The organism is Asanoa ferruginea (assembly GCF_003387075.1).
In the GTDB taxonomy this organism is placed as follows: domain Bacteria; phylum Actinomycetota; class Actinomycetes; order Mycobacteriales; family Micromonosporaceae; genus Asanoa; species Asanoa ferruginea.
Window position 1 is genome coordinate 4,177,717 of record NZ_QUMQ01000001.1, and the last position, 24,977, is coordinate 4,202,693.

Annotated in this window: 23 protein-coding genes; 11 read left to right on the forward strand and 12 right to left on the reverse strand. The window is 72.4% G+C overall.

The genetic code is table 11. The annotated features are described in order from the left end of the window. Positions 1-5: 5 nt before the first annotated feature. Both DFJ67_RS19605 and DFJ67_RS19610 read right to left on the reverse strand, forming a co-directional pair. On the reverse strand, positions 6-779 hold the full coding sequence (locus tag DFJ67_RS19605) for an SAM hydrolase/SAM-dependent halogenase family protein (RefSeq protein ID WP_116069314.1): 774 nt from the start codon (positions 777-779) through the stop codon (positions 6-8). 2 nt (positions 780-781) lie between these two features. Then, positions 782-1,288, reverse strand: coding sequence for a GNAT family N-acetyltransferase (locus DFJ67_RS19610; RefSeq protein WP_116069315.1), 507 nt, complete (start codon positions 1,286-1,288; stop codon positions 782-784). A gap of 18 nt (positions 1,289-1,306) precedes the next feature. On the opposite strand from DFJ67_RS19610, the gene DFJ67_RS19615 reads away from it, so the two are divergent. After that, positions 1,307-2,230 (forward strand): LLM class F420-dependent oxidoreductase, encoded by a 924-nt coding sequence (locus tag DFJ67_RS19615; RefSeq protein ID WP_116069316.1) that lies wholly within the window; start codon positions 1,307-1,309, stop codon positions 2,228-2,230. On the opposite strand, the gene DFJ67_RS19620 is transcribed toward DFJ67_RS19615, so the two are convergent. Beyond that, positions 2,218-3,447, reverse strand: a complete 1,230-nt coding sequence (locus DFJ67_RS19620) for a DMT family transporter (RefSeq protein ID WP_147315550.1) — start codon at positions 3,445-3,447, stop codon at positions 2,218-2,220. The two genes, DFJ67_RS19615 and DFJ67_RS19620, sit on opposite strands and share 13 nt — an antisense overlap. A 78-nt stretch (positions 3,448-3,525) precedes the next feature. Between DFJ67_RS19620 and hpt the strand changes: the two genes are divergently transcribed. From hpt to DFJ67_RS19650, 6 genes are all read left to right on the forward strand, one after another. Then, complete coding sequence (gene hpt / locus DFJ67_RS19625; protein WP_116069318.1) at positions 3,526-4,110, forward strand: hypoxanthine phosphoribosyltransferase; 585 nt, start codon at positions 3,526-3,528, stop codon at positions 4,108-4,110. A gap of 96 nt (positions 4,111-4,206) precedes the next feature. Next, positions 4,207-4,623, forward strand: coding sequence for a YbaB/EbfC family nucleoid-associated protein (locus DFJ67_RS19630; protein ID WP_116069319.1), 417 nt, complete (start codon positions 4,207-4,209; stop codon positions 4,621-4,623). Further along, positions 4,620-4,943: a hypothetical protein gene (locus DFJ67_RS19635; protein WP_116069320.1), complete on the forward strand. Its 324-nt coding sequence runs from the start codon at positions 4,620-4,622 to the stop codon at positions 4,941-4,943. Before DFJ67_RS19630 ends, DFJ67_RS19635 begins: the two co-directional genes overlap by 4 nt. A gap of 2 nt (positions 4,944-4,945) precedes the next feature. After that, positions 4,946-5,437, forward strand: coding sequence for a WXG100-like domain-containing protein (locus DFJ67_RS19640; protein WP_116069321.1), 492 nt, complete (start codon positions 4,946-4,948; stop codon positions 5,435-5,437). A 1-nt stretch (position 5,438) separates the two neighbouring features. Further along, positions 5,439-6,206 carry a DddA-like double-stranded DNA deaminase toxin gene (locus DFJ67_RS19645; RefSeq protein ID WP_116069322.1) on the forward strand — a complete coding sequence of 256 codons (768 nt, stop codon included), beginning with the start codon at positions 5,439-5,441 and terminating at the stop codon, positions 6,204-6,206. Next, positions 6,203-6,601, forward strand: a complete 399-nt coding sequence (locus DFJ67_RS19650; RefSeq protein WP_116069323.1) for a hypothetical protein — start codon at positions 6,203-6,205, stop codon at positions 6,599-6,601. The genes DFJ67_RS19645 and DFJ67_RS19650 overlap by 4 nt, the downstream gene beginning before the upstream one ends. On the opposite strand, the gene DFJ67_RS19655 is transcribed toward DFJ67_RS19650, so the two are convergent. Together DFJ67_RS19655 and DFJ67_RS19660 are read right to left on the reverse strand one after the other, a co-directional pair. Then, positions 6,588-7,283, reverse strand: a complete 696-nt coding sequence (locus DFJ67_RS19655; protein ID WP_116069324.1) for a UdgX family uracil-DNA binding protein — start codon at positions 7,281-7,283, stop codon at positions 6,588-6,590. The genes DFJ67_RS19650 and DFJ67_RS19655 overlap by 14 nt on opposite strands. Positions 7,284-7,328: 45 nt before the next feature. Continuing rightward, a complete protein-coding gene (locus DFJ67_RS19660) occupies positions 7,329-8,663 on the reverse strand; it encodes an aminotransferase class I/II-fold pyridoxal phosphate-dependent enzyme (protein WP_116069325.1) in 1,335 nt (444 codons plus the stop codon). Positions 8,664-8,702: 39 nt separating this feature from the next. On the opposite strand from DFJ67_RS19660, the gene DFJ67_RS19665 reads away from it, so the two are divergent. The 4 genes from DFJ67_RS19665 to DFJ67_RS19680 all read left to right on the forward strand — a co-directional run bounded on the left by DFJ67_RS19665 (position 8,703) and on the right by DFJ67_RS19680 (position 16,460). After that, positions 8,703-9,929: a bifunctional pyridoxamine 5'-phosphate oxidase family protein/GNAT family N-acetyltransferase gene (locus tag DFJ67_RS19665; protein WP_116069326.1), complete on the forward strand. Its 1,227-nt coding sequence runs from the start codon at positions 8,703-8,705 to the stop codon at positions 9,927-9,929. Positions 9,930-10,256: 327 nt separating this feature from the next. After that, entirely contained in the window at positions 10,257-14,822 is a 4,566-nt protein-coding gene (locus tag DFJ67_RS19670; protein WP_116069327.1) for an ATP-dependent helicase, read from the forward strand. Between the two features lie 341 nt (positions 14,823-15,163). Continuing rightward, on the forward strand, positions 15,164-15,676 hold the full coding sequence (locus DFJ67_RS19675; protein ID WP_116069328.1) for a SigE family RNA polymerase sigma factor: 513 nt from the start codon (positions 15,164-15,166) through the stop codon (positions 15,674-15,676). Further along, entirely contained in the window at positions 15,669-16,460 is a 792-nt protein-coding gene (locus DFJ67_RS19680; RefSeq protein WP_116069329.1) for a hypothetical protein, read from the forward strand. The genes DFJ67_RS19675 and DFJ67_RS19680 overlap by 8 nt, the downstream gene beginning before the upstream one ends. Here DFJ67_RS19680 and DFJ67_RS19685 read toward each other — a convergent pair. The 7 genes from DFJ67_RS19685 to DFJ67_RS19715 all read right to left on the reverse strand — a co-directional run bounded on the left by DFJ67_RS19685 (position 16,407) and on the right by DFJ67_RS19715 (position 24,770). Then, positions 16,407-17,093: an HAD family hydrolase gene (locus tag DFJ67_RS19685; RefSeq protein WP_116069330.1), complete on the reverse strand. Its 687-nt coding sequence runs from the start codon at positions 17,091-17,093 to the stop codon at positions 16,407-16,409. The genes DFJ67_RS19680 and DFJ67_RS19685 overlap by 54 nt on opposite strands. 16 nt (positions 17,094-17,109) lie before the next feature. Then, the gene (locus DFJ67_RS19690) at positions 17,110-17,433 is read right to left on the reverse strand and encodes a hypothetical protein (RefSeq protein ID WP_239097322.1); all 324 of its coding nucleotides are present in this window, start codon (positions 17,431-17,433) and stop codon (positions 17,110-17,112) included. A 34-nt stretch (positions 17,434-17,467) separates the two neighbouring features. Further along, entirely contained in the window at positions 17,468-17,917 is a 450-nt protein-coding gene (locus DFJ67_RS19695; RefSeq protein ID WP_170215912.1) for a MerR family transcriptional regulator, read from the reverse strand. Then, the gene (locus DFJ67_RS19700) at positions 17,914-19,620 is read right to left on the reverse strand and encodes an MFS transporter (RefSeq protein WP_239097321.1); all 1,707 of its coding nucleotides are present in this window, start codon (positions 19,618-19,620) and stop codon (positions 17,914-17,916) included. Before DFJ67_RS19700 ends, DFJ67_RS19695 begins: the two co-directional genes overlap by 4 nt. Positions 19,621-19,667: 47 nt before the next feature. Further along, on the reverse strand, positions 19,668-21,836 hold the full coding sequence (locus tag DFJ67_RS19705; protein ID WP_116069333.1) for a bifunctional polysaccharide deacetylase/glycosyltransferase family 2 protein: 2,169 nt from the start codon (positions 21,834-21,836) through the stop codon (positions 19,668-19,670). Beyond that, entirely contained in the window at positions 21,836-22,108 is a 273-nt protein-coding gene (locus DFJ67_RS19710; protein WP_116069334.1) for a hypothetical protein, read from the reverse strand. The genes DFJ67_RS19705 and DFJ67_RS19710 overlap by 1 nt, the downstream gene beginning before the upstream one ends. An 85-nt stretch (positions 22,109-22,193) precedes the next feature. After that, positions 22,194-24,770, reverse strand: a complete 2,577-nt coding sequence (locus DFJ67_RS19715) for an ATP-binding protein (RefSeq protein WP_116069335.1) — start codon at positions 24,768-24,770, stop codon at positions 22,194-22,196. Between the last annotated feature and the right edge of the window lie 207 nt (positions 24,771-24,977).

A 24,977-nucleotide genomic window follows, 5' to 3' on the forward strand; every position in this document is an offset into this window, starting at 1 on the left:
GTGCCTCAGTCGCTGAGCGTGATCCGCACCACGTCGCCGGGCACCACGTCGAGGGCGTCGTCGGCGGGCGCGCCGTTGGCCGCGATCGCCAACCGGCCGGCCGAGTCGATGAGCACCACCAGCCCGCCCGGCGCGACGTCGGCGAACGTCTCACCGATCACCGCGTGCTGGTCGCCGATCCGCACTTTTTGGCCAACCGGTGCCGGCAGTGCCGTCGCGGCGAGCTGGACGTTGCCGAACCGATCGACGTTGAGCACCTCCGCCGCCAGCCAGCCGTCGCCGGTCTCGAGCTCGGGCTCCGGCAGGCGGGCGAGGTCGGCCGGGTCGATGGCCGGGCCGGCCTCGTGCAGTGGCGCGCCACCGACCAGCCGGGCGGCGACCGGCGCGAAGATGTCGCGACCGTGGAAGGTGCGGGTGACCACCGGTGCGAACCACGCCGCGTTGGTCAGCTCGACCGCGTCGGTCACCCCGCCGAGCGCCTCGGCCGCCCAGATCAGCAGCCCGTTGTCGGGACCGACCAGCAGGCCGCCGGGCGCACGCACCGCGATCGACCGGCGGGCAGTGCCCACACCGGGATCCACCACCGCCAGGTGTACGCCGGTCGGCAGGTCCCCGACGGTCTGCGCCAGCACGACGGCGCCCCGGGCCACGTCGCCCGGCACGATCTCGTGGGTGACGTCGATGACCCGGGCCGTCGGCTCGATCTTCGCGATCGCACCGTGGCAGGCGGCGACGAAACCGTCGCGGCGGCCGTAGTCGGTGGTGAAGCTGATCCACATGGTCAGTGACTCTCGATCGCCAGCTCGAGCCGCAGCTCGTCATGGATGGGTATGCCGTTGTCGCCGACCGCCGGGATGCTCGGCTTCATCCGCCTCGCCCGGTCGACGGCACCCGGGTCGACGGACACGATCCGCAGCCCGCGCCGCTGGTAGAAACGCAGCGCGCGCAGGTTGTCGTTGGTGGTGACCAGCCAGATCCGGCGTACCCCAGCCGCTTTCGCCTCTGTCACCACGGCGGCCAGCAGCGCGCTGCCGACCCCGTTGTCGCTCACGGCGGCCGCGAGGCTGACCACCTCGAACGCGTCGCCGCCGACCCGCCACGTGAGCGCGCCGGCGAGCTTGCCGTCAGGGCCCAGCGCGACCAGGGCCGGCAGCGTGCGCAGGTCGATCGCCTCGTCATGGGCGACGACGATCGGACCGCCCCAGACGCTCTGGTGGAAGGCGTCGAGTGCCTCGCGGTCGTCGCCGCCGAAGGACTGGCGGATCTGCCAGCCGGCCGGAGGGTGCATCGGGTTAGGTTGGCACACATGCGTTTGTGCATCTTCACCGAACCCCAGCTCGGTGCCAGCTACGCCGACCAGGTCAAGGCCGCGCGCACCACGGAAGCGGCCGGCTTCGAGGGCTATTTCCGCTCCGACCACTACCTCACGATGGGTGGTGACGGGCTGCCCGGCCCGACCGACTCGTGGGTCACGCTGGCCGGCCTGGCCCACGAGACCTCGACCGTCCGGCTCGGCACGCTGGTCACCTCGGCCACCTTCCGTTACCCGGGTCCGCTGGCGATCAGCGTGGCGCAGGTCGACGAGATGAGCGGCGGCCGCATCGAGCTCGGCTTCGGCGCCGGCTGGTATGAGGCGGAGCACCAGGCCTATGCGATCCCGTTCCCGCCGGTCCGCGAGCGGTTCGACCGGTTGACCGAGCAGCTCGAGATCATCACGGGGCTGTGGGCGGTGCCGGCCGGGGAGCGCTATAGCTACTCCGGGAAGTTCTACGAGGTGCTCGACTCGCCCGGGCTGCCCAAGCCGGTGCAGTCGCCGCGGCCGCCGATCATCATGGGCGGCTCCGGGCCGAAGCGCACGCCGGCGCTGGCCGCGCGCTTCGCCGACGAGTTCAACGTGCCGTTCCGCTCCGCCGCCGAGGCGGCCCGCATCTACCGGGTCGTCGACGACGCCTGCGAACTGGCCGGGCGCACCGACCTGCCGGTCAAGTCCGCCGCCGTGACCATCGTGAGTGGACGGACCGACGCGGAGGTGCGGGCCCGGTGGGGCAGCGACGTGCTCGACACCGACTCCGGTGACGGTGCGTCGATCGGAACCCCAAACAAGATCGTCAACGACCTCGGCGCCTACGTGGAAGCCGGCGCCACCCGGCTCTTCCTCCAGTTGCGCGACCTGCGCGACATCGAGCTGATCGAGCTGATCGCCGCGGAGATCGCACCTCAGCTCGGCTGATCCGGAGCCGCCGGTTGGGTCGGGAGCTCAGACCCAACCGGGCGGCCGCGGGCGGCGGGTGCGTTGGGCAGGACGACGTCGCGGACCGTCAGGTAGACCGCGTGCACCGCCAGGATCCGCTCGACCTCGTCGAGGATCGGTGCGAAGAACTGGTGTCGCTGCTCGCCGTCGATCATCGAGTTGACCGCGAAATACATGCTGCCGAAGCCGGCGATCACCGTCGCGTTCTTGAGCAGCACCAGCGGCACCGGGCCGAGCATCACCGGGTCGGCGCCGATCCACTGCTCCGCGGTGTCCCGGGTCACCACCAGCACACCGAGCAGCACGAAGAAGCCGCACAGGCCCAGACCGACGACGGCCGCCTGCACGAGTTGGCGGGTGGCCAGGATGACCAGCAGGTTGGTGACCTGGCCGTTGGTCAGCCGCACCGGGGCGAGCGGACCGTCCGGCGCGACGTCGGCCATGTCCACCGTGGACAGCGGGGTGCGCTTGCAGGCGTGGCTGAGCCGTTCCGGGCGCAGGTCCTGCTCAACCCGGCCGATCTCGTCGCGCAGCCGGCCGGCGCTGGCCAGGATGGTCACCGCCGCGAAGAGCAGCAGCACCCAGCCGACCCGGTCCCAGCCCAGCCGCTGCATCGCCTGCCACAGCTCACCGGTGAAGAAGAAGAACAACGTGACGAACAGCAGCATCGGCAACGCCCGCCCCTGGAGCCGCAGGCTGTTGCGCATGTCGTCGATCGCGTGCCGGACGGCGCTGCGGAGCAGGGGCAGCAGGCCGTAGGTGACCACCAGGTAGCCGCCTGCGGTGGCCGACACGGCCACCAGCAGGTAGTAGCTGAACCCGGCGACCGACCAGCCGGCCTTGAGCGCGGTCAGCGGCACGGCGGCCAGCAGGACGGCGTACCCGGCCAGCAGCGTCCAGGCGGTGACCAGCGAGAGCCGGGGTATCCGGCGGCTCCAGGCGGTGAGCAGCGGCCAGGCCGCGATCCCGGCGACGACTGCCGCGAGGCCGATCAGCTCGTGGGACCGGCCGCCGGCACCGGCGGCGAGCGAGCCGAACCAGGCGATATCGACGAAGGCCACCAGGGCCAGGTAGGGCACCATGCGCGGGAGCACGTGCCGGCGGAACTCGTATCTGGCGATCATCTGGGGCACGCCACGCCGCACGAACCAGCGCTCGGTCTGCCTTACGAGGGCGCGGGATGCGGTCAGCGGCACGGATAGATGGTGCCAGGTGGCGGCCCCCCACGTTCGTGTGGTGGAGGCCGCACCCCGAAATGGAGTAGCTTGAGCCGCGTGGAGCACGCGCACGTGGTTGACGACGTGGCCGAGGTCCTCGCGACCGAAGACGAGATCGCCGCCCGGGTGGCCGCGTTGGCGGCTGAGATCGAACGCGACTACGCGGGGCGTGACCTACTCCTGGTGGGTGTGCTCAACGGAGCGGCCACTGTGACGGTTGACCTGGCCCGTGCCCTCCACCGGCACGTGGAGATCACCTGGATGGGCATCACGTCCTACGGTGCCGGCCAGGGCGGCTCCGGCGCGGTCCGGCTCCGCAAGGACATCGACGTCGACGTGGCCGGCCGCGACGTGCTGGTCGTCGACGGGGTGATCGACACCGGCCTGACGGCGGCCTGGCTGATGACCAACCTGCGCGCCCGCGGCCCGGCCTCGCTGGAGTTCTGCGGCCTGTTCCGCAAGCCCGGCGCCCAGGCGCTGCCGGTGCCCATCCGCTATGTGGGCTTCGACGTGCCGGCCGGTGTCGTGGTCGGCTACGGGCTCGACTACCAGGGCCGCTACCGCAACCTGCGGTGTTGTGCCCGGCTGGCGCCGCACGTCTACGAACCCGCGCCGGTGCGCATCGCCGCCTCGGGCGGCTGAGTCGCCTCCCCGCTCCGGCTGATCAACTTGCTATCGACGTAGTGCTATCTTCTGGTTGCCGGTTGGTGCGGAACGCGGGGGAGTGGCGACTTGGCGATGGCGGATGGCACCGGTGACCTCGAGGCGACCCTGGCCCAGGCGCGGCGGATGCTCGACTCCCTGGCGGCCGGTGGCGGCGCGCCCGACCCTGCGGCCGAGACAGAGACCGAGACCGGTGGTCAGGGCAGCGCGCTCGACGGCCTGGTGACGGTGCGGGCCAGCGGCCCCGGCCGGATCGAGTGGGTGGAGATCGACCCGCGGGCCGGGCGGGTGCCGCTCGGCGACCTCGCGGAGGCGATCACCGAGGCGGTCAACGCCGCTCTGGCCGAGGCCTCCGGCAGCGGGTCGCTGAGCGTCGACTTCGGCGCGCTGGCCGGTCAGGTGCGGCAGATGCAGGACGACAGCCTGCGGCAGCTGGCCCGGTTCACCGGCGCGCTCGACGACGCGATGGATCGGCTGGGGAAGCGGCCGTGACCGGGTTCGCCGTGGTTCCCGACGCGGTGCGCGCGGGCGGCTCGGCAATCGGTGGCGCGGCGGATGCGTTCGCGAGCCGGGTTGAGGGGCTCATCGCGGAGCTTTCCGGATTCCAGGGCGGGTTCGGCGACGACACGATCGGGATGCTGGTCGGCACGGCGTACGACGCGGTCTCGCAATGGGCTTTCGAGTGTCTCCAGGATTGCGCCGACGACCTGCTCGACGCCACCGACGACCTGATGCTGATGGCCGACAGCTACGACGAGGCCGATCGCGACGCACTCGACCGGTTCCAGGGCATGCACGGCCGGATCGCCTAGCCATGGGTCTGGCGCTGCCGGGTGAGCTGGTCTCCGTACTCGGAATGATCGGTTATGACTGGCCGACCTCCGACGAAGAGAAACTCTTCGGCATGGGGCAGGCGTGGCTGGCCTTCGCCGCCGATGCGGAGCAGGCCTCGGCCACGGTCGGCGCGGGCGCCCAACAGGTGACCAGCCTGAGCGCCGGGCCGGCGGTGGAGGCGTTCCAGGGCTGGTGGTCGGGCGAGGAGAACGCGCCCGCGACGCTGTCCGGAGCCAGCACCGGCGCCGTCGTGCTGGGCGCGGGCCTGATCGTCTGCGCGGCGATCGTGCTGATGCTCAAGATCCAGGTGATCATCCAGTTGATCCTGCTGGCGATCCAGATCGCGCAGGCGATCGCCACGGCGGTGGTGACCTTCGGTGCGTCGTTGCTGGAGATACCGCTGTTCAAGACGATCACGCAGACGGTCGTCGGCCTGCTTCAGGACCAGGCGATCAACGCGGTGCTGAGCTGACGTGGCCGGCAAGCCGCGGCGGTCGGGTGGGCGCAAGGTCAAGCTGCCGCCGGCCGTAGAGACCAAGCTCGGCCGGGCGATTCCCGGTTTCCGCTCGCCGACGGCGCGGGCCGGCGGCGGTGGCGGTGGCGCGCCACCCGGCGGCCGGCCGCGCGGTGGCCCGCCGGGCAGCGGGCCGGGCGGTCCGCGGCGCGGTCCCGGCGGCAGCGGCCCACCGGGTGGTGGTGGCGGACCGCCGCGCGGCACCTCCGGAAACCCACCGGATCCGGACCACTTCAACTCGGTGACGCCCGGCTGGGACCGGGTGCACCGGGCGGACGCGCCACAGTCGGTGCAGGACGCGTCGAGGGGCTTCCAGCCGCGGGTCGCGGGCGACCGGCGTCCCACCACGGGCAGCTACCGCAGCACCGGTGATACCGGCTCCACGCCCATCTCGTCTGGACGGGACCCGAGCCTGAGCCAGGATCTCGACCACACCCGGATCAACAGTCAGAGCGGTCGGCCGCTGCCCGTGGCACCGGAGTCGTTCGACCACGCCGAGGCGCGTCCCGCTCAGCAGATGCGCACCGACGGTCGCGACACCGAGGTGGTGGTCGACAACACCACCTGCGGGTCGCGCACCTTCGACTCCAACAGCCCGACCAGCTGCGACACGCTGCTGCCGGGAATGCTGCCGGAGGGCTCCAGGATGACGGTCTGGGGCAGTGTCGACGGTGGCCAGACCTTCTTCCGGAGGGTCATCGACGGCACGGGTAGCCTCATCCGGTGACGTACGTGATGACCGACATCAACGCGAGCGAGCAGACCGTCACGGGTGCGGCGAAGGCCGGCGAGCTGTTCGACTACTCGATCCAGCGCGCGGCACCCTACGGCGGGTTCGGTCAGTCGCTCTGGTTCGGTCCGGTCGGCGGCGACGACGAGTTGCGGGTCGACATCGACATGGAGGTCGGCCGGGCGTCGGTGACCTGGCTGCCCGACGGCCGCTATGCGGTCGAGCTGCCGGCCGACCAGCCGCTCACGGTGCAGTGGACGGTCGACGACGCCCCGGTCGAGATCCCGGCCGAGCTGGTCCGGGTCAGCACCGCCACCGCGCGGCGCCTGGTCACCGACTATGTGGCGAGCGGCCGGCGGCCTTTGATCGACTGGGTGGCTAACCCTTCCTAGCGGCCGCCGCGACCACCTTGAGGTCGTCGACCAGGCCGTTGAAGGCGGTGTCCCGGTCGTCGGCGCGCAGCACCGCCGACGGGTGGATGGTCGCGACCAGCTTGCCCGGTGGCACCTCGACGCCTCCCTCGATCGGTGCGACCCGGAAGTCGTCGGGATGCTGTGCCGACTCCGGCCACGGCAGCACCTGGCCGCGCTGCCGGGTGACCCGGAAGGCCGGGCCGAGCAGGGCCTTGGCCGCGGTCGCCCCGAGCACGACGACGACCCGGGGCCGCAGCAGCGCGAACTCCGAGACCAGCCACGGCCGGCACGCGACGATGTGCTGCTGGTCGGGGGTCTGGTGGATCCGCCGCGTGCCGCGCAGCTCGAAGCGGAAGTGCTTGACCGCGTTGGTGATGTAGAGCGTGGCCGGGTCGATCCCGGCCTCGTCGACCGCGCGGCGCAGCAGGTGGCCGGCCGGGCCGACGAACGGCAGGCCGCGCTGATCCTCGATGTCGCCGGGCTGCTCGCCGACCATCACGATCTGGGCGTGCGCGTCGCCGCGGCCGAAGACCACCTGGGTGGCGTTCTCGTAGAGCTCGCAGCCGTGGCAGCCCGGCGCGGCCCGCTTCAGGTCATCGAGACTGTGCGAGTCGTCGGGGATGAACCGTTCCGCCCCGGGTGGGGTGTCCGTCGGCGCCATTTGGCATTTCTACCCCTTCCGTCCCGGGCCATTCCGGCCACCCCCTCAGGCGCTGAACGACCGGGGCGGCGTGCCGCGGACCACCTGGGCCACCGCTGCGGCCAGCGCTTCGATCCGGTCGTCGTCGAGGCGGCTGATGGTGATCCGGATGCCGGCGGGTGCGCCGATCCGGTAGAGCGACCCGGGCCCGACCGCGTAGCCGGCGTCGCGCAGCGAGGTGACGACCGAGGTCTCGTCGCGGACCGGGACCCAGATGTTGATCCCCGTGCGGCCCTGGCTCGGCACGCCGCGCGCGTCGAGTGCTTTTCGCAACGCGGTTCGCCGGTGCTCGTAGCTGTCGCGCGCGAGCGCCACCCGGTCGGCCACCTCCGGGTCCGACCAGAGGTCGGCGACCATCCGCTGGAGCAGCGTCGAGACCCAGCCCGAGCCGAGCCGCATCCGCCCGGCCACCCGCGCGATCGTCGCCTCGTCGCCGGCCATGACGGCCAGTCGCAGGTCGGGGCCGTAGGGCTTGCTCACCGAGCGCAGGAAGGCCCAGTTGCGGGTCGCCTTGGCCAGCGTGTGCAGCGGCACGGTGGACAACTCGGCCGAGTGGTCGTCTTCGATCAGCAGCACATCGGGGTGGTCGGCGAGCACCCGGCGCAGGTCGGCGGCCCGGCGCTTGCTGACCGCGGCGCCGGTCGGGTTGTGTGCCCGGCTGGTGACGATGAACGCCTGGACCCCGGCCGCGAGCGCGAGGTCGGTGCCGGACGGGGTGGGCCCCTCGTCGTCGACCGGCACGCCGACGATCTCCAGGCCCTGCGCGGCGACCAGGTCGATCACGTGTGCCCAGCCCGGGTCTTCGACCGCGACCTTGTCGCCGGGGCGCAGGTGCGCGGCCAGCAGCCGGTCGATCCCGCCGAGCGCGCCGCTGGTGACGGTGACGTGTGCGGCGTCGACCCCGTCGGCGGCGAGCCGGGCGGCGGCCGACTCGGCCAGGTCGGGGTGCATGCCGTCGTGGTTGTAGCCGACCGGGTCGGCCTCGGCGAGCCGCTGCAGGTGCGGGCCGAGCGGCGGCAGCAGGCGCAGGTCGGGCTCGCCGGAGAGCAGGTCGAGGACGCCGGTCGGGGGCGGCACGACGAGCGCCGCACGGCCGCCGGTGACCGGTGGGCGCGGGCGCACCCGGGTGCCGTTGCGGCCGGCGGTCTCGATCACGCCCCGCGAGCGCAGCGTCTGGTAGGCCTTGGCCACCGTGCCGGCGCTGACGCCCAGCCCGTCGGCCAGGCCGCGGACCGGTGGCAGCGGGGTGCCGGGTGCGAGCGCGCCGGTGCGTACACCCGTCTCGATGCTGGTTGAAATCTCCGCCGCCGTGGCGCCGACGATCTGATAATGTACTGCCACAGTTTCAAGAATGTACTAGAACAAAGCTTGGGAGGCAACGTGTACGCGCCGACAGGACGCACCACGGCGACACGCGAACGCGAGCGGATGGCGTACGACCGGGAGGTCGTGCACAGCATTCTCGACGAGGCCTTCCACTGCGCCGCGGGTTTCGTCGTCGACGGCGAGCCGCGGGTCCTGCCCACGCTGCACGTGCGGGTCGGCGACATGCTCTACCTGCACGGTTCGACCGGCAGCCGGCCGCTGCTCGCGGCGCGCGGCGAGGGCCTGCGGGTCTGCGTCACGGTCACGCTGCTCGACGGGCTGGTCCTGGCGCGGTCGCAGTTCAACCACAGCGCCAACTACCGCTCGGTGGTCGCGCACGGGGTCGCCACCCTGGTCACCGACGAGGCCACCAAGCGCTCGGTGTTGACGGCGCTGGTCGAGAAGGTCGGTGCCGGCCGATCGGTCGAGAGCAGGCCGCCGACCAAGCGCGAGCTGGCCGAGACCGCGGTGCTGGCGCTGCCACTGGTCGAGGTGTCGGCCCGGACCCGCACCGGCGGCGTCATCGACGACGAGGCCGATCTCTCGCTGCCGCACTGGGCCGGTGTGCTGCCCCTGCGAGTGACGCCGGGCGTTCCCGAGCCCGACGCCGGCGTCGCGGCGCCCACGCCTGCCTACCTGCGACCCGCCGGCTCACCCTGGCTTGCGCCGGCCCCGCTGCGCGGTGCGCACGTGGTGCTCGAGCCGCTCGACCTGTCGCATGTGGACGAGTTGTTGAAGGCGACCGCCGACCCCGAGGTGTGGCAACACCTGACCGCGCGGCAGCCGCGCGACCGGGAGGAGATGGCGGCTTATGTGACCGGCGTCCTGGCCGAACACCACCGCGGCGAGCGGGTGCCGTGGGTGCAGCGGTCTTCCCTGACCGGCGAGGTCCTGGGCACGACGTCGTTCTACGACGTCGATCCCGCCCGGCGGTCGGTGGCCATCGGGCACACGTTCCTGGGCCGGGCGGCCTGGCGCACCGGGGTCAACACCGAAGCCAAGCTGCTGCTGCTGACCCGGGCGTTCGAGACGTTGGGCGCCGAGCGGGTGGTCTGGCACACCGACATCCGCAACGCCCGCTCCCAGGCGGCGATCGAGCGACTCGGCGCGACCCACGAGGCGGTCCTGCGCCACCACCGCATCCGGCCCGACGGCTCGTGGCGCGACACGGTCCAGTACGCGATGCTCGCCGAAGACTGGCCGGCGGCGTCGCTTGCGCTGCGCAACCGCCTCCGCGCCTGACCCGCCTTCCGCAGGCTTTGCTCTGCACCCCTGGCCTGACCCGCTTCCGCAGGCTTTGCTCTGCACCCCTGGCCTGACCCGCTTCCGCAGGCTTTGCTCTGCACCCCTGTAGGAAGCGCCCTGTTCGGTGGGTGCTTCCTACAGGGGTGCAGAGCAAGGCTTGATCTGACCGTTTCCTACTGCGGAGTCGGCTGGCCCGGCGGGAGCGACGGTCCGGACCACCGCGGACCCGGGACATCTGGGATAGTTTGACGCTCTTTGTCCGGTCCATCGATCGCTCCGCGTGTTTCTGTCACACCCCTAGGGCACGATTGGTGCGTGGCGGTGATGGAGCAGTTCGGGCCGGCGACCAGAGAGTGGTTCGCCGCCGCCTTCGCCGCGCCCACCGATGCGCAGGCGGGGGCGTGGAAGGCGGTCGGCGCGGGGCGCAACGCGCTGGTCGTGGCGCCGACCGGGTCCGGCAAGACGCTCGCGGCGTTCCTCTGGTCGCTCGACAAGCTGGCCCGCGAGCCGTTGCCCGCCGAGCGCCGCCAGCGCTGCCGGGTGCTCTATGTCAGCCCGCTCAAGGCTCTCGCCGTCGACGTCGAGCGCAACCTGCGCGCCCCGCTCGCCGGCATCCGGCATGCCGCGTCGCGGCTCGGCCTGCCGCCGCCCGACATCACTGTCGGCATGCGCACCGGCGACACGCCCGCCGATGAGCGGCGCACCTTCGCCCGCACGCCGCCCGACATCCTGATCACCACGCCCGAGTCGCTGTTCCTGCTGCTCACCTCGGCGGCGCGTGACTCGCTGCGCGGTGTGGAGACCGTGATCATCGACGAGGTGCACGCGGTCGCGGCCACCAAGCGCGGCGCTCACCTGGCGCTCTCGCTCGAGCGGCTCGACGAGTTGCTGCCCAAGCCGGCGCAGCGGATCGGGTTGTCCGCCACCGTGCGGCCGGTCGACGAGGTCGCGCAGTTCCTCGGCGGTGCGCACCCGGTCGACGTCGTGCGGCCGACGACGACCAAGACGATCGAGGTCAGCGTCGAGGTGCCGGTCGAAGACATGACCCGGCTCGACGAGGTCGAGGACTCGGGCGGCGACGAGCCGGGCCGGCCGCGCCGGGCGTCGATCTGGCCGGCGGTCGAGGAGCGGGTCTATGACCTGATCACCCGGCACCGGTCGACGATTGTCTTCACCAACTCCAGACGCAGCGCCGAGCGGCTCTGCGCGCGACTCAACGAGCTCGCGGGCGAGGCGGTCGACGAGATCAACGCGGGCGGGTCGGCGCGGTTGCCGGCCGAGATCATGGCGCAGGCGGGCGCCGCGTCCGGTGCGGCGCCGGTGATCGCCCGCGCCCACCACGGCAGCGTCTCGCGCGAAGAGCGGAAGAACACCGAAGAGGCGCTCAAGTCGGGTGCGCTGCCCGCCGTCGTCGCCACCTCCAGCCTGGAGCTGGGCATCGACATGGGCGCCGTCGACCTGGTGATCCAGATCGAGGCGCCACCGTCGGTGGCCGCCGGCCTGCAACGGGTTGGCCGGGCCGGCCACCAGGTCGGCGCCGTCTCCCGCGGTGTCGTGTTCCCCAAGCACCGCGGTGACCTGGTGTCCTGCGCGGTCGTCGCCGAGCGGATGGGCGAGGGCGCGATCGAGGAGCTGCGCTACCCGCGCAACCCGCTCGACGTGCTCGCGCAGCAGGTCGTCGCCATGGTGGCGCTCGACCCGTGGGCGGTCGGCGACCTGGCCGTGCTGGTCCGCCGGGCGGCGCCGTTCGCCGAGTTGCCCGATTCGGCGCTGCACGCGGTGCTCGACATGCTGTCGGGGCGCTACCCGTCGACGGCGTTCGCCGAGCTGCGGCCCCGGTTGGTCTGGGACCGCGCCACCGACCAGCTCACCGGCCGGCCGGGCGCGCAGCGGCTGGCGGTGACCAGCGGCGGCACGATTCCCGACCGGGGCCTCTTCGGCGTCTTCCTCGCCGGGGCCGAGCGGGCCGCCCGGGTCGGCGAGCTCGACGAGGAGATGGTCTACGAGTCGCGGGTCGGCGATGTCTTCCTGCTCGGCTCGACGTCGTGGCGGATCGAAGACATCACGCCCGACCGGGTGCTGGTCTCACCGGCGCCGGGGCAGGCGGCCCGGATGCCGTTCTGGAAGGGCGACCAGATCGGCCGCCCGGTCGAGCTCGGCCGGGCCATCGGCGCCCGGCTGCGCACCCTGGTCAAGCAAGACGACGAGACCGCGACCGGCGCGCTCAAGGCCGGCGGTCTCGACGACTGGGCGGCCAGCAACCTGGTGGCCTACCTGCGCGAGCAGCGCGAGGCCACCCGCTCGCTGCCCGACGACCGCACCGTCGTGGTCGAGCGGTTCCGTGACGAGCTGGGCGACTGGCGGATGGCCGTGCACTGCGTGCTCGGCGCCCGGGTCAACGGGCCGTGGGCGCTGGCGGTCGGCCAGCGGCTGGCCGAGCGCTACGGCGTCGACGCACAGGTGATGCCCTCCGACGACGGCATCGTGGTGCGCCTGCCCGACACGGCCGACGAGCCGCCGGGTGCCGACATCGTGGCGTTCGAGCCCGACGAGATCGCCCAGATCGTCGAAGAGGCGGTCGGTGGCTCGGCACTGTTCGCCGCGCGCTTCCGCGAGTGCGCGGCCCGCGCCTTGCTGTTGCCGCGCCGCGACCCGCGCCGCCGCCAGCCGCTCTGGCAGCAGCGCCAGCGTTCGGCCCAGTTGCTCGACGTGGCCCGGGAGTATGGCGACTTCCCGATCACCCTCGAAGCCGCCCGCGAGTGCCTGCAAGACGTCTTCGACGTGCCGGGCCTGAGCGGACTGATGCGCGACCTCGCCTCCCGCAAGGTCCGCCTGGTCGAGGTCGAGACGCAGCGCCCGTCGCCGTTCGCGCGGTCGCTGCTGTTCGGCTACGTGGGCGCGTTCCTCTACGAGGGCGACTCCCCGCTGGCCGAGCGCCGAGCCGCCGCGCTCGCGCTCGACTCGGCCCTGCTCGGTGAGCTGCTCGGCCGGGTCGACCTGCGCGAGCTGCTCGAGCCGGCGGTGGTCACCGAGACCGAGCGGCAGTTGCAGTGGCTGACGCCCGAGCGCCAGCCGCGCGACGCCGAAGACGTGGCCGAGTTGCTCCGGCTGCTCGGCGACCTGTCACCCGCCGACCTGACCCTGCGCGGCGCCTCCGTCGCCTGGGCCGAAGAGCTGGTGGCCGCGCGGCGCGCGGTGCTGGTCCGGATCGCGGGCGAAGACCGGTTCATCGGCATCGACGACGCGGGCCGGTTCCGCGACGCGCTCGGCGTGGCGCTCCCGGTCGGCATCCCCGACGCCCACCTGGCCCCGGTCGCCGACCCGCTCGGTGACCTGGTCGCCCGCTACGCCCGCACCCACGGCCCGTTCGCGGCCACCACCTGCGCGGCCCGGTTCGGCCTGGGTGTCTACGTGGTCGAGCAGGCACTGCGCCGGATGGCCGCGACGGGCCGGGTCGTGTCCGGCGAGTTCTCACCCGGCGGCGCCGGCAGCGAGTGGTGCGACGCCGAGGTGCTCCGCATGCTGCGCCGCCGCTCCCTGGCGGCCCTGCGCCGTGAGATCGAGCCGGTCCCGCCCCGCGTGCTGGCCACGTTCCTGCCCCGCTGGCAGCAGGTCGGCTCCTCGGCCCGCGGCGTCGAGGCCGTCGAGGCGGCGATTGAGCAGCTCCAGGGTTTGGCGGTCCCGGCGTCGGCGCTGGAGCGATTGGTGCTGCCCGCTCGGGTCGCCGACTACCAGCCGGGCTACCTCGACGAGCTGTGCGCCAGCGGCGACGTCGTCTGGGCCGGCGGCGGAGCCATCGCCGGCGGCGACGGCTGGGTCACCCTGGCCTACGCCGACTCGGCGCCGCTGCTGCTCCCGGTCCCCGACGAGGCCCTGGCGCTGACCCCGATCCACACGGCCGTGCTCGACGCGCTGGCCGGCGGCCAGGCCCTGTTCTTCCGCACCCTCTCCGACCGGGTCGGCTCGACCGACGACGCCGAGCTGGTCGGCGCCGTGTGGGATCTGGTCTGGGCGGGTTATCTGACCAACGACACCTTGGCCCCGTTGCGCGCGGTGCTGGGCGGCGGCGGCGCACACCGCGCCAAGTCGAGCGCGCCGCGCACCCGCTACCGCCGCCCCGGCCGGGCGACCATGCCGAGCCGCACCGGCCCACCGACGGTCGCCGGCCGCTGGTCCCGCCTGCCCGACCGCGACACCGACCCGACCAAACGCGCCGCCGCCCTGGCCGACGTGCTGCTCGAACGCCACGGCGTGGTCACCCGCGGCGTGGCCGCGGCCGAGGGCGTGACCGGCGGCTTCGCGGCGGTCTACCCGGTGCTGGCCGCGCTGGAGGAGCGCGGCACCGCCCGCCGGGGCTATTTCGTCGAGGGCCTGGGCGCGGCCCAGTTCGCGGTGCCGGGAGCGGTCGACCGCCTGCGCGCGATCGCCGACCGAAGCGACCGCGTCGAGGCGGTCGAGGAGCCACCCGGCCGCGGCCGAGCGCGGGGCGGCGGCGGTTTCGCCCTGGTCCTGGCCGCGACGGATCCAGCCAACCCCTACGGCGCGGCGCTGCCCTGGCCGGAGCGCGTGGTCGACTCGGGCGAGGGCCAACCCGGCCCGGCGACCGGCCACCGGGCGGGCCGCAAGGCCGGCGCCTTGGTCGTGCAGGTCGGCGGCGACCTGGTGCTCTATGTCGAGCGGGGCGGTCGCACCCTGCTCTCCTTCACCGACGACACCGACACGCTGGCGGCGGCGGCCAAGGCCCTCGCCGACGCTGTCCACACCGGAGCGCTGGGTGCGCTCTCGGTCGAGCGGGCCGACGGCGAAGGCGTCTACACCTCGCCACTGCGCGACGCCCTGACGTCGGCGGGCTTCCGCGCCACGCCTCGTGGCCTGCGGCTGCGCGGCTGAGGCAAGCGGTCCAGCCGCGCGCTGGCGAGCTTCAGCGCAGCCGCGCCGGCGAGCTTCAGCGCGCCTTGGGCTGCGCGTCTGAGGCAAGCGGTCCAGCCGCGCGCCGGCGAGCTTCAGCGCGCCTTTGGCTGCGCGGCTGAGGCCGGGGGGTTGGGCCGCGTTCGGCGGGCTTCGCCGCTTTCCTGCGGCCTTTGGCGCCGCTTCCTGCGGCCTTTGGCTGCGCGGCTCAGGCAGGCGGTCCGGCCGCGTTCGGCCTACTTTCGCCTTACTGCCTGAGCGGCGATGCAACCTTTCGCCGCGCACGAGCGTATATCCCCCAATCGGTGGTGGGGGAGGGGTTGATGGGCGGCGGGGGCACGGCGGACTTCGACGACTTCTACCGCGCCAGCCGGCGGCGGATGCTCGGCTACATCTACGTGCTGACCGGCGACATCGTCGAGGCGCAGGACGTCGTCCAGGAGGCCTTCGTCCGGGCCTGGCAGCGGTGGTCGACCGTCGGCGGCTACGCCGACCCCGAGGCGTGGGTGCGGGTGGTCGCGGCCCGGATCGCGATCAGCCGGTGGCGGGGCAGGATGAGCCGGGCTCGGGCCTACGCGCGGCACGGTGCGCCAACCCCAGTCGAAGGGCCGACGCCCGACACGGTGGCGCTGGTCGCCGCGCTCCGCCGCCTGCCGGCCGCACAGCGCACCACCCTCGCGCTGCACTACGTGCTTGGGCTGTCCGTGGCCGACATCGCCGGCGAGACCAACGCCGCCGTCGGCACGGTCAAGGCCCGGCTGAGTCGCGGCCGCGCCGCCCTCGCTGTGTTGCTCGCCGACGAAGACCGGCCGGAAGTGGAGGCCAACCGTGGCTGATCTCGATGAGCTGGCGGGTCGGCTCGACCACGAGCTGCCCGACGTCGCCTGGGCCGAGCCGGACCGGATCCGGGCTCGCGGCCGCGGCCGGCGCCGGCAGCGGTCGGTGTTCCTCGCCGCCCTGAGCGTGCTGGTGATCGCCGCCGGCGCGGGCTGGTTTGCGGCCGTTCACCCGTCGACGCCCGAGCCGCGGCCGGCCGCGAGCGGGCCCACCGACGCCGCCCCGCTGCCGATGCTGCGGCCCGAAGACGTCGGCTCCGGCTACCGTGTCACGAACTACCAGGAGTTCCCTGCGGGCACCTACCCGGCCTGGTCGTTCGGATCCGAGGATTGCCCCGCCTACGCGGACATGCGCATCACCGCCTACGCGACCCACCTTTGGTATGGCCAGGAGAACCTGACCCAGGACGGCGGTGCGACGGTCACGGCCGAGGCGGGTCGCTACCCGGCAGGTCAGGCCGCGCAGCTCATGGCCGACGTTCAACACGTCGTGACGAACTGCGCGCACTGGGAGACCGGCCTCGGTGAGGCCGCGACGACGACGAAGACCTACACGATGCTCGACCGCGACTTCGCCGGCGACGAGGCCGCCCTGGTTCGATTGACCGTCGATATCATCGACAAGACAGGCAACACCACCTTCAGCGCCCGGGTGGTGCTGGCCGCGGTGCGCGTCGGTGACGCGGTCACGGTGGTCCAGGTGGAGCGCGACGACCCGGATCTGGTGCGGCTACTCGGGCAGCGGGCCGCCGACCGGCTCTGCACCGTCGAGCGCGGCTGCTGAGTCGAGCAGCGACCGGCCGATCGCATAGGCCGCGAGCAGGTCGTCACCGTCGTAGACCGCCCCCGCGGGCAAGCGGCCGCCGGCGTTGACGGCGACCGTCGTCGCACCCAGATGGGCGAACAGCGGACCGTCCGAAATGGAGTCACCATAGGCGACGCACCGGGACAGTGGCACCCCGAGCCGGACCCGGGCGTCCTCGACCACCCGCACCTTGTCGGCCGGCGTCAGGATGCCGGCCGGGTCGACCGGCGTCACGAACGGCACGGCGGGGAAGCGCGACGCGACCACTTCGTCGACGCCCTCGGCCAGCAGCAGGGACGCGAAGAAGTCCGGCGACAGCGTGACCACCAACGACCGCTCGCCGCGCCGCCGGATGTCCGCGCATACCTCCCGGATCCCACCGAGCCACGGCGAGGACGCGTAAACCGCCGCCACCGTCGAAACCGTCAGCCCCGACCAGAGCCGATGCACCCCGACAGCGAAGCCAGCTGTGTCGATCAGGCCGGCGGCGAACGCGGCCTCCAACTCGGCCACGGCGGCTACCGTGCCGGTCGCCCGCGCGATCTCCAGGCTGGCCGACGTGCCGCGCAGCAGCGTGCCGTCCATGTCGAAGACGTGCAGGACCTCGGTCATCGCCCCGCAGGATAGGTCAGCCGGGGCTGATGCTGTCGTCCACCTCGCGATCGAGGTCGAACAGCGACTGCTCGACGACGGTCGCGAGCCCGCCGTCGTCGAGGCCGTCGGCGGCCATCTCCAGCACGGCCAGCGCGCCGCCGGTCGGGATGTCGTCGACCCGCAGGTCGGCCCACCAGGCGCCGGTCTCGTCCCGCCAGGTCGCGAACAGGTCCGGCTCGGTCGTGGCCGGCCGCCGGTGCAGCGGCGCCGGCAGCCAGCCCACCCGGGCCGGGTCGGTGGCCGTGTTGAACACGACCTCCGGCTCGGCCGACATGCCGCGTACCCGGAGCACGCTCATCACCGCCGGGTACCCGCCGAGGCGGACCCGAAACTCAGCTGCGCAGCTCAGCGAGCTGCCGGTGCAGGTCGGCCAGCTTCGCGACCCGCTCGGTCTCGAACTCGGCGAGGCTGCGCTGCCGGGCGTGCACCAGCTCGAGCTGCCGCTCGATGTTGTCGACCGCCGCCTCCAGGATCCGCACCCGGTCGGCGTCGTCGGTGCTTGTCGCCCATTGATCACGCAGGCTGGCCCGGACCTCGATCGTGTCGGCCAGCCGGGTCAGCTCTTCCAGCGACACCCCGAGCAGGTCGCGCAGCCGGACCAGCTCGCGGAGCCGCTCGACGTCGGCGTCGCTGTAGAGGCGGTGGCTGCCCTTGAGCCGGTCGCCGGCCGCGCCGAGCAGGCCGATCTCCTCGTAGTAGCGGATCGTCCGGGGCGTCACACCCGCGGCCTCGGCGGCCTCACCGATCCGGTAGTGCGGGCGCGGGTCAGCGGGCGAGGTCACGGCGCTACGGCGTCCGCGGGTTCGCGAGGCGGCACGGTCGTCTCCTCGGTGTGGTGGTATTTGCCGCCGCGCAGCAGCGAGGCGACGACAGCGACCAGGCACGCCACGATAGCGAAGATAAAAGCGTAGACGAGCGCGGTGTGGAACGGCGCCGAGATCAGCTCGGGGAAGAAGGCGCGTCCGGTGATCACCTGGGCCTGCCCGGGCGGCAGCGCGTCGAGGGTCTGCTGGCCGAGCAGCGTCTGCATCGGGTTGTAGCCGAGGAACGACGCGAACAGCGTGGCGACCGGCGGCAGGGCCGCGACGGTGGCGGCGTCGGCCGGGCTGACCCCGTGCGCGGTGAGGCCGGACTGCAGCGCGCCGGGCAGGTCGGCGGCCAGGCCGATGATCATCAGGGTGAAGAAGACGCCGATCGACAGGACGCTCGCGGTGTTCTGGAAGGTGGCGAGCATGCCGGCGCCGGCACCGCGCTGGTTGGGCGGCAGGCTGTTCATCACGCCGGCCGAGTTGGGCGATGCGAACAGGCCCATCCCGATGCCATTCAAAACCAGGATCAACGCGAACCAGATGTACGCGAAGTCGACCGGCAACAGGATCAGCAGCCCGAAGCTGAGCGCGGCCAGGAGCAGCCCGCCGGTCGCGAACGGGCGAGCACCGAACCGGTCGGACAGATAGCCGGACACCGGCCCGGCGACCAGGAAGCCGGCGATCAGCGGCAGCATGTAGATGCCGGCCCAGAGCGGCGTCTCGGTGAAGTCGTAGCCGTGCCGGGGCAGCCAGATGCCCTGCAGCCAGATGATCAGGATGAACTGGAGGCCACCGCGGCCCATCGCGGCCAGCAGCGTGGCGATGTTGCCGCCGGCGAACGCCCGGATCCGGAACAGGTCGAGGTGGAACATCGGCTCGGCGACCCGCAACTCGATCAGGCAGAACACGATCAGCACCACGACGCCGCCGATCAGCGTGCTGAGCACGAGCGGCGAGGTCCAGCCCATCGTGTGCTCGTGGTAGGGCTGGATCCCGTACGTGATGCCGATCATCAATCCGACCAGGCCGATCGCGAACGTGACGTTGCCCCACCAGTCGACCTTGGCCTTGCGGCGGATGCCGCTCTCCCGGAGGCTGCGGAACGACCAGATGGTGGCCAGCACGCCGATCGGCACCGAGACCAGGAACACCAGCCGCCAGGAGATCGGGGCCAGCACACCGCCGAGCACCAGGCCGATGAACGAACCGGCGATCGCGGCGATCGAGTTGACGCCGAGCGCGAGGCCGCGCTGGTTGGCCGGGAACGCGTCGGTGAGGATCGCGGTCGAGTTGGCGAACAGCATCGCGCCGCCGACGCCCTGGCCGACCCGCATCAGGATGATCCACAGTGCCGCGGCGGAGCCGTGCATCCAGGTGACCGTCAGCAGGACCGAGAAGAGGGTGAAGACGGCGAAGCCGAGGTTGAACATCTTCACCCGGCCGTAGATGTCGCCCAGCCGGCCGAGGCTGACCAGCAGCACGGCCATCACGACCATGAAGCCCAGGATCATCCAGAGCAGATAGCTGGTGTTGCCCGGCGCGAGCGGGTCGATGCCGATGCCGCGGAAGATGTCGGGCAGCGCGATCAGCAGAATCGACGAGTTGATCGTCGCCACCAGCATGCCGAGGGTGGTGTTCGACAACGCCACCCACTTGTAGTCCAGCTTGTGCCGCACCCGACGCCCCTTTCGGTTCCTTACGTAAACGTAAGATAGCCCCGAAATCAGGCTGCGTCGGCGGCGACCTCGCCACTTCGGCGCAGATGTTGCCAACGCAACAGGCCGCCGGTCAGTGCGGTGGCCGCCGCGTGCACCAACACGAGATACATGAGCTGGCGGTAGACGAGCTGCTGGAACGGCAGCGCCCAGAGCGGCCGCAGCGGCTCCTTGTCGAGCCGGAAGGCCAGGATCGCGGTGACGACCTGGATCACCATGACGGCCAGCCACGCGACGAGCGCCTCGGTGCGGTCGAGGAAGAACAGCCCGTAGACGGCGAGGATGTCGAGCACCGGCGCCAGCAGCGGCAGGGCGACCGAGAACAGCGCGATGAACGGCAGGCCGCGCCGGCCGAACCGGCCCGACGCACCCTTCTCGACGACCGCGTGGCGGTGCCGCCACATCGCCTGCATCGTGCCGTAGCTCCACCGGTAGCGCTGCCGCCAGAGTTGGCCGAGTGTGTTGGGTGCCTCGGTGCGGGCGACCGCGGTCTCCTCGTAGACCACCCGCCAGCCGGCCCGGTGGATCGCCATCGTCAGGTCGGTGTCTTCGGCGAGGGTGGCCCGGCTGAGCCCACCCGCCTCCGACACCGCGGCCTTGCGGAAGCCGCCCAGCGCGCCCGGGATGGTCGGCATGCAGCGCAGGGTGTCGTAGAGCCGGCGGTCGAGGTTGAACCCGATCACGTACTCGATGTGTTGCCAGCGGCCGATCATCCGGCGCCGGTTGCCGACCTTGACGTTGCCGGCGACGGCGCCCACGCCGGGGTCGGCGAACGGCTGCACCAGCTTGTGGATCGCGTCCGGCGTGACCACCGTGTCGGCGTCGACCATCACCAGCAGGTCGTGCCGGGCCAGCGCGACACCGGCGTTTAGCGCGGCCGCCTTGCCCCCGCCGGGCACCCGCACCACCCGCACGTTGGGCAGGCCGAGCGCCGTCACCTCGTCGGCGGTGCCGTCGTCGGACTCGTCGTCGATGACCAGCACCTCGATCTCCGGGTGGGTGCCGGTGGCCAGGCTGCGCACCGCGGCGGCGATGGTCCGCACCTCGTTGAAGGCGGGCACGATCACGGTGACCGGGTCGTTGACCTCGGCGCCCCACGACCAGGTGCGGGCGCGTCGCCGGCGGGCATGTCGAACCGCGAAACCGAAGAGCACCAGGGTACGGATCAGCGTCAGCGCGCCGACCAGCAGCAGGAGCGCCCAGAGCAGCCAGTTGGTGCCGTCGGACACCTTGATCGCCCAGACCAGCAGGCCGCCGCGGACCCGGTCGGCGCGGCTGACCGGGGTCGGTGCGAGGTCCGGCGACACGGCGCCGAACGCGTCCAGCACCGTCGCGAAGCGGTAACCGCGCTGCTGCATCTGCGGGATGAAGCGGTCGAGGGCGGCGATGGTCTGCGAGCGGTCGCCGCCGGCGTCGTGCATCAGCACCACGGCGCCGCGGCCGGCTTCTGGCGTCGAGTTGCGCACGATCGCGTCAACGCCCGGGCGGGCCCAGTCGCGGCTGTCGGTGTCGTCGAAGACCGAGACCATGCCCTCGCCACCGGCGGCGCGGACCACCGACCAGTGCTCGTCGTCTAGCGAGTCGACGCCACTCGAATAGGGCAGCCGCAGCAACGGCGTGGAGATGCCGGCGGCATAGGCGATCGCCGACCGGGTCTGGCTGAGCTCGAGCCGCTGCCGCCAGCCGGCCATCCCGGGCAGGTCGGGATGGGTGAACGTGTGCGCGCCGACCTCGTGGCCCTCGCGGACCATCCGTTCCACGAACTGCGGGTGGCGGCTGGCCTGCGAGCCGATCACGAAGAACGTCGCCTTGACGCCGTGCCGGTGCAGCACGTCGAGCACCTGCGACGTCCATTGTGGATCAGGGCCGTCGTCGAAGGTGAGCACGATGGTGCGGTCGGGCACCTGGTGGCTGACGCTGCGTCCGGCGCGGGTGTCGACCAGCGGGCCGCCGTCGCGGATCGCCGCCGGCACGGCGTCCTGCCGGCCCGGCTTGTTCTCGTTGTCGGGCGCGAACCGCGAGTTGGCGTAGGCGCCGATGGCGAGCAGGTTGGCCAGCACCAGCGTGCCGATCCCGGCGAGGATCCACCGCCGGCCGCGCAACCTGGGCGGGGTGGGCTCGGGCATCGCGATGTGCTGGGTGTCGCCGATCCGCTCGCCCGCCCGGTAGGTGCCCATCAGCCCAGCCCCACCGCCTGACTGAGCCAGAGCAAGGCGAGTAGCGCCAACACCAACAGCAGCAGGGCGTACACCGCCCAGCGCAGTCGTCGCCCGCGGCGGCCGCTGCTATCGACGAAGATGGCCTGGGTGGCCTCGGGCAGGCGGATGGCCCGGGTCGCCACGTCGGGCTTGTCGGCCCGGCCGCGCACCGTGCCGCTCGTGGTCGGCCGGGGGCGTTCCAGACGGACGGAGTCGGCGGTTCGCGCGCGACCCACGAAGCGATGCGGCATATCCGAAAGCGTATGAGTTTCGCCCGGTTTTCGCATGATCAACTAGGCCGAAGTCCGCAACCGATCCGGTTCGCCCCGGAATCTGTCAGGTCGCCAGCGCCTCCGCTGTCGCCCGATCGAGGCCTAGCGCGGCACCCTGTCGACGTGCCTTGTCGTAGATGGCGCCGCCCAGCTTGCGGCGGAGCGTCTCGGCGGTCGGGCCGTCGTCGGGCCACGGCAGCACGTACGCCGCGAGCCAGGTGGTTCCCGACGGCGTCCGCAATGACTCGGCCGCGGCGGTCAGCCGGACCGCCCGCTCGGGCTCGCCCAGCCGGGCGGCCAGGTCGGCGAGCGCGGCGATGAACAGCGGCGGGCCGTTCGTGTCGCCCTTGCCGTAGGCCGCCGACAGCCCGTCGGCCAGGTAATCGTGGGCCTCGGCGAGGTCGCCCTGGCTGATCGCGTTGAGCCCCAGGCTGTAGAGCGCGACCGCGGTGCCCAGCGTGTCGTCGGTGAGCTGGGCGGTGACCAGCGCGGCGTGGAACTCGTCGGCGGCGCTGTCGTGGTTGCCCTCCAGCAGCGCGATCGCGCCCAGCCGGCTGTGGTAGATGCTGGCCTGCCAGTCGTCGCCGATCTCCGCGCTGAGCCGGCCGGCCTCCTCGATCAGCGGCCGGGCCTTGGCGAAGTCGCGCGTCACGATCGAGAGGTGGCCCAGCGGCCCGGCGGCCCGGGCGATGCCCTCCTTGTCACCCACCTCGCGGAGGATCAGCAGGGCCCGCTCCAGCCGCGGCCCGCCCCGGGCCAGGTCACCGCTGGCCAGCGACATCGTGCCGGCAGCGAGCAGCGCGCGGCCGTACCCCCGCTTGCTCAGGTAGTCGTTCATCTCGAAGATCCGGGTGAGGTAGCGCAGCGCTTCGTCGATGTGGCCGTGCAGCCACCAGAACACCCAGATCGCCTCGCTGAGCCGCAGCGCCGACTCCGGGTCGTGATGGTCCAGGAGCCAGGTGATCGCCGCGGTCATGTTGTCGTGCTCGGTCTCGAGGCGGTCCAGCGTCCCGCGCTCGGCGAGCCGGTTGAGCAGTGGCTCGACCGAGACGGCGAGCCGCAGGCAGTGCTCGGCGTGCGCCTGGTGCGCCGCGTCCCAGTCCGGTCCCTCGCGGAGCTTGTCGAGCGCGAACTCGCGGATGCTGTCGAGCATCCGGAACCGCGGCTCGGCCGGCGTGGTCTCCTGCCGGACCAGGCTGCTCTGCACCAGCCCGTCGAGGGCGTCGACCACGTCGCCGTCGAGGGCCGCGGCGTCGGCGACGTGGTCGGCCGCGTCCAGAGTGAAGCCGCCGGAGAAAACCGCCAGCCGCAGCAGCAGTGCCCGCTCGGCGGTCGCGAGCAGGTCGTAGCTCCAGCCGACGGTGTCGCGCAGGGTGCGCTGCCGGTCCGGCAGGTCGCGCGCCCCGCCGGTGAGCAGTTCGAGCGGGCGGCCCATCCGCTGGAGGATGGCGGCCGGCGGGAGGACCCGGATCTTCGCCGCGGCGAGCTCGATCGCCAGCGGCAGCCCTTCCAACCGGCGGCAGATCTCCACCACAGCGGCCAGGTTGTCGGCCGTGAGGGTGAAGGCGCCGGAGGCGGCCCGGGCCCGGTCGATGAACAGCCGGACCGACCCGTAGTGGCCCACCGCGTCGAGCGTGATGTCGCGGTCGGGGATGGCCAGCGGTTCGAGGGCGAACGCGTGCTCGCCGCTGATCCGCACCGGCGCGCGGCTGGTCACCAGCGCGGTCACGTCGGCCGCGCCGGCGAGGATGTCGGCGAGCACCGGTGCCGCGTCGGCGACATGTTCGAAGTTGTCGACCACGAGCAACATATGCCGGGTACGCAGGAACGCCACGACGTCGGCCAGCGGGCGCCAGGTGCTCGACGTGCGCAGCCCGAGCGCCCGGGCGATGGCGTCTATCACCAGGTCGGGCGAGTTGACGGCGGACAGCTCGACGTAGCCGATCCCGTCCGGGAACTGCGGGCGCAGCCGCTCGGCCAGGTCGGTGGCCAGCCGGGTCTTGCCGACGCCGCCCGGCCCGGTCAGCGTGACCAGCCGCACGTCCTCGTCGGTGAGCAGCTCGCTCAGCGCGGCGATCTCCAGGTCGCGGTCGAACATCTGGGTCCGGGCGACCGGGATGGCTGCCGGCGGTGCCGTCTCGGGTGCCGCGCCGCTCTCCTGGAACCGCTCGGTCAGCAGCACCGCGATGTCGTGCTCGACCAGCCGGCGCAGCTCACGGGCGTCGCTGAAGAGCCGGAAGGAGACGTCGGCGCTGTCCTCGATGTCCTCGATCAGCGCGGTGAGCCGGGGATCCCGCCGGGGCGCCGGTGACTTGACATAGATCAGCCGGGGCATGTCGACGGCCAACCGGTATTCGTCCTCGATGCCCGAGATCGACGCTCCCGGTGCGATCCAGCCGTAGTCCTCGCCGTACACACCGATGAAGACGTGGCTCTGGGTGATGTAGGCGCGATAGACGTCGCGTGGTGGGTGCGGCCGGGCGCCGTGCTCGAACATCACCGGTGCGAGGTGTAGCCGGAGGACGGCGTCACTGACCGCCCTCCGCTCGGCCGCGAGCTCGTCGAGCGTGGAGCTGGCGAACACGCGCAGGCGCTGGTCCGGGGTGTGGATCGGCGCTGCGGGTGGGGTCGCGGTCGGCACTTGGTATCACCACCTTATGGGACAAATTGCCGTCAATCAGCGTAGCTCCGCGCGTGGCTGCTGCGGAGGGTCGCGGTCCCTGGTCTCTCCCGGCCGGATGCCGACCAGGGGGTTCCCCGGGTGCCATGCTGTGGGCACCGGGCAGTGGCGCAGCTCACGTGCTTTGTCGTAAGGCCGGAACTGGCCAAACCAGCCTTACATATATTC

Coding starts and splice junctions, on each gene's coding strand:
- DFJ67_RS19605 (WP_116069314.1), bottom strand. CDS start 779: ATGTGGATCAGCTTCACCACCGACTACGGCCGCCGCGACGGTTTCGTC.
- DFJ67_RS19610 (WP_116069315.1), bottom strand. CDS start 1,288: ATGCACCCTCCGGCCGGCTGGCAGATCCGCCAGTCCTTCGGCGGCGAC.
- DFJ67_RS19615 (WP_116069316.1), top strand. CDS start 1,307: ATGCGTTTGTGCATCTTCACCGAACCCCAGCTCGGTGCCAGCTACGCC.
- DFJ67_RS19630 (WP_116069319.1), top strand. CDS start 4,207: ATGGCGGATGGCACCGGTGACCTCGAGGCGACCCTGGCCCAGGCGCGG.
- DFJ67_RS19640 (WP_116069321.1), top strand. CDS start 4,946: ATGGGTCTGGCGCTGCCGGGTGAGCTGGTCTCCGTACTCGGAATGATC.
- DFJ67_RS19655 (WP_116069324.1), bottom strand. CDS start 7,283: ATGGCGCCGACGGACACCCCACCCGGGGCGGAACGGTTCATCCCCGAC.
- DFJ67_RS19670 (WP_116069327.1), top strand. CDS start 10,257: ATGGAGCAGTTCGGGCCGGCGACCAGAGAGTGGTTCGCCGCCGCCTTC.
- DFJ67_RS19675 (WP_116069328.1), top strand. CDS start 15,164: ATGGGCGGCGGGGGCACGGCGGACTTCGACGACTTCTACCGCGCCAGC.
- DFJ67_RS19685 (WP_116069330.1), bottom strand. CDS start 17,093: ATGACCGAGGTCCTGCACGTCTTCGACATGGACGGCACGCTGCTGCGC.
- DFJ67_RS19690 (WP_239097322.1), bottom strand. CDS start 17,433: ATGAGCGTGCTCCGGGTACGCGGCATGTCGGCCGAGCCGGAGGTCGTG.
- DFJ67_RS19705 (WP_116069333.1), bottom strand. CDS start 21,836: ATGGGCACCTACCGGGCGGGCGAGCGGATCGGCGACACCCAGCACATC.
- DFJ67_RS19710 (WP_116069334.1), bottom strand. CDS start 22,108: ATGCCGCATCGCTTCGTGGGTCGCGCGCGAACCGCCGACTCCGTCCGT.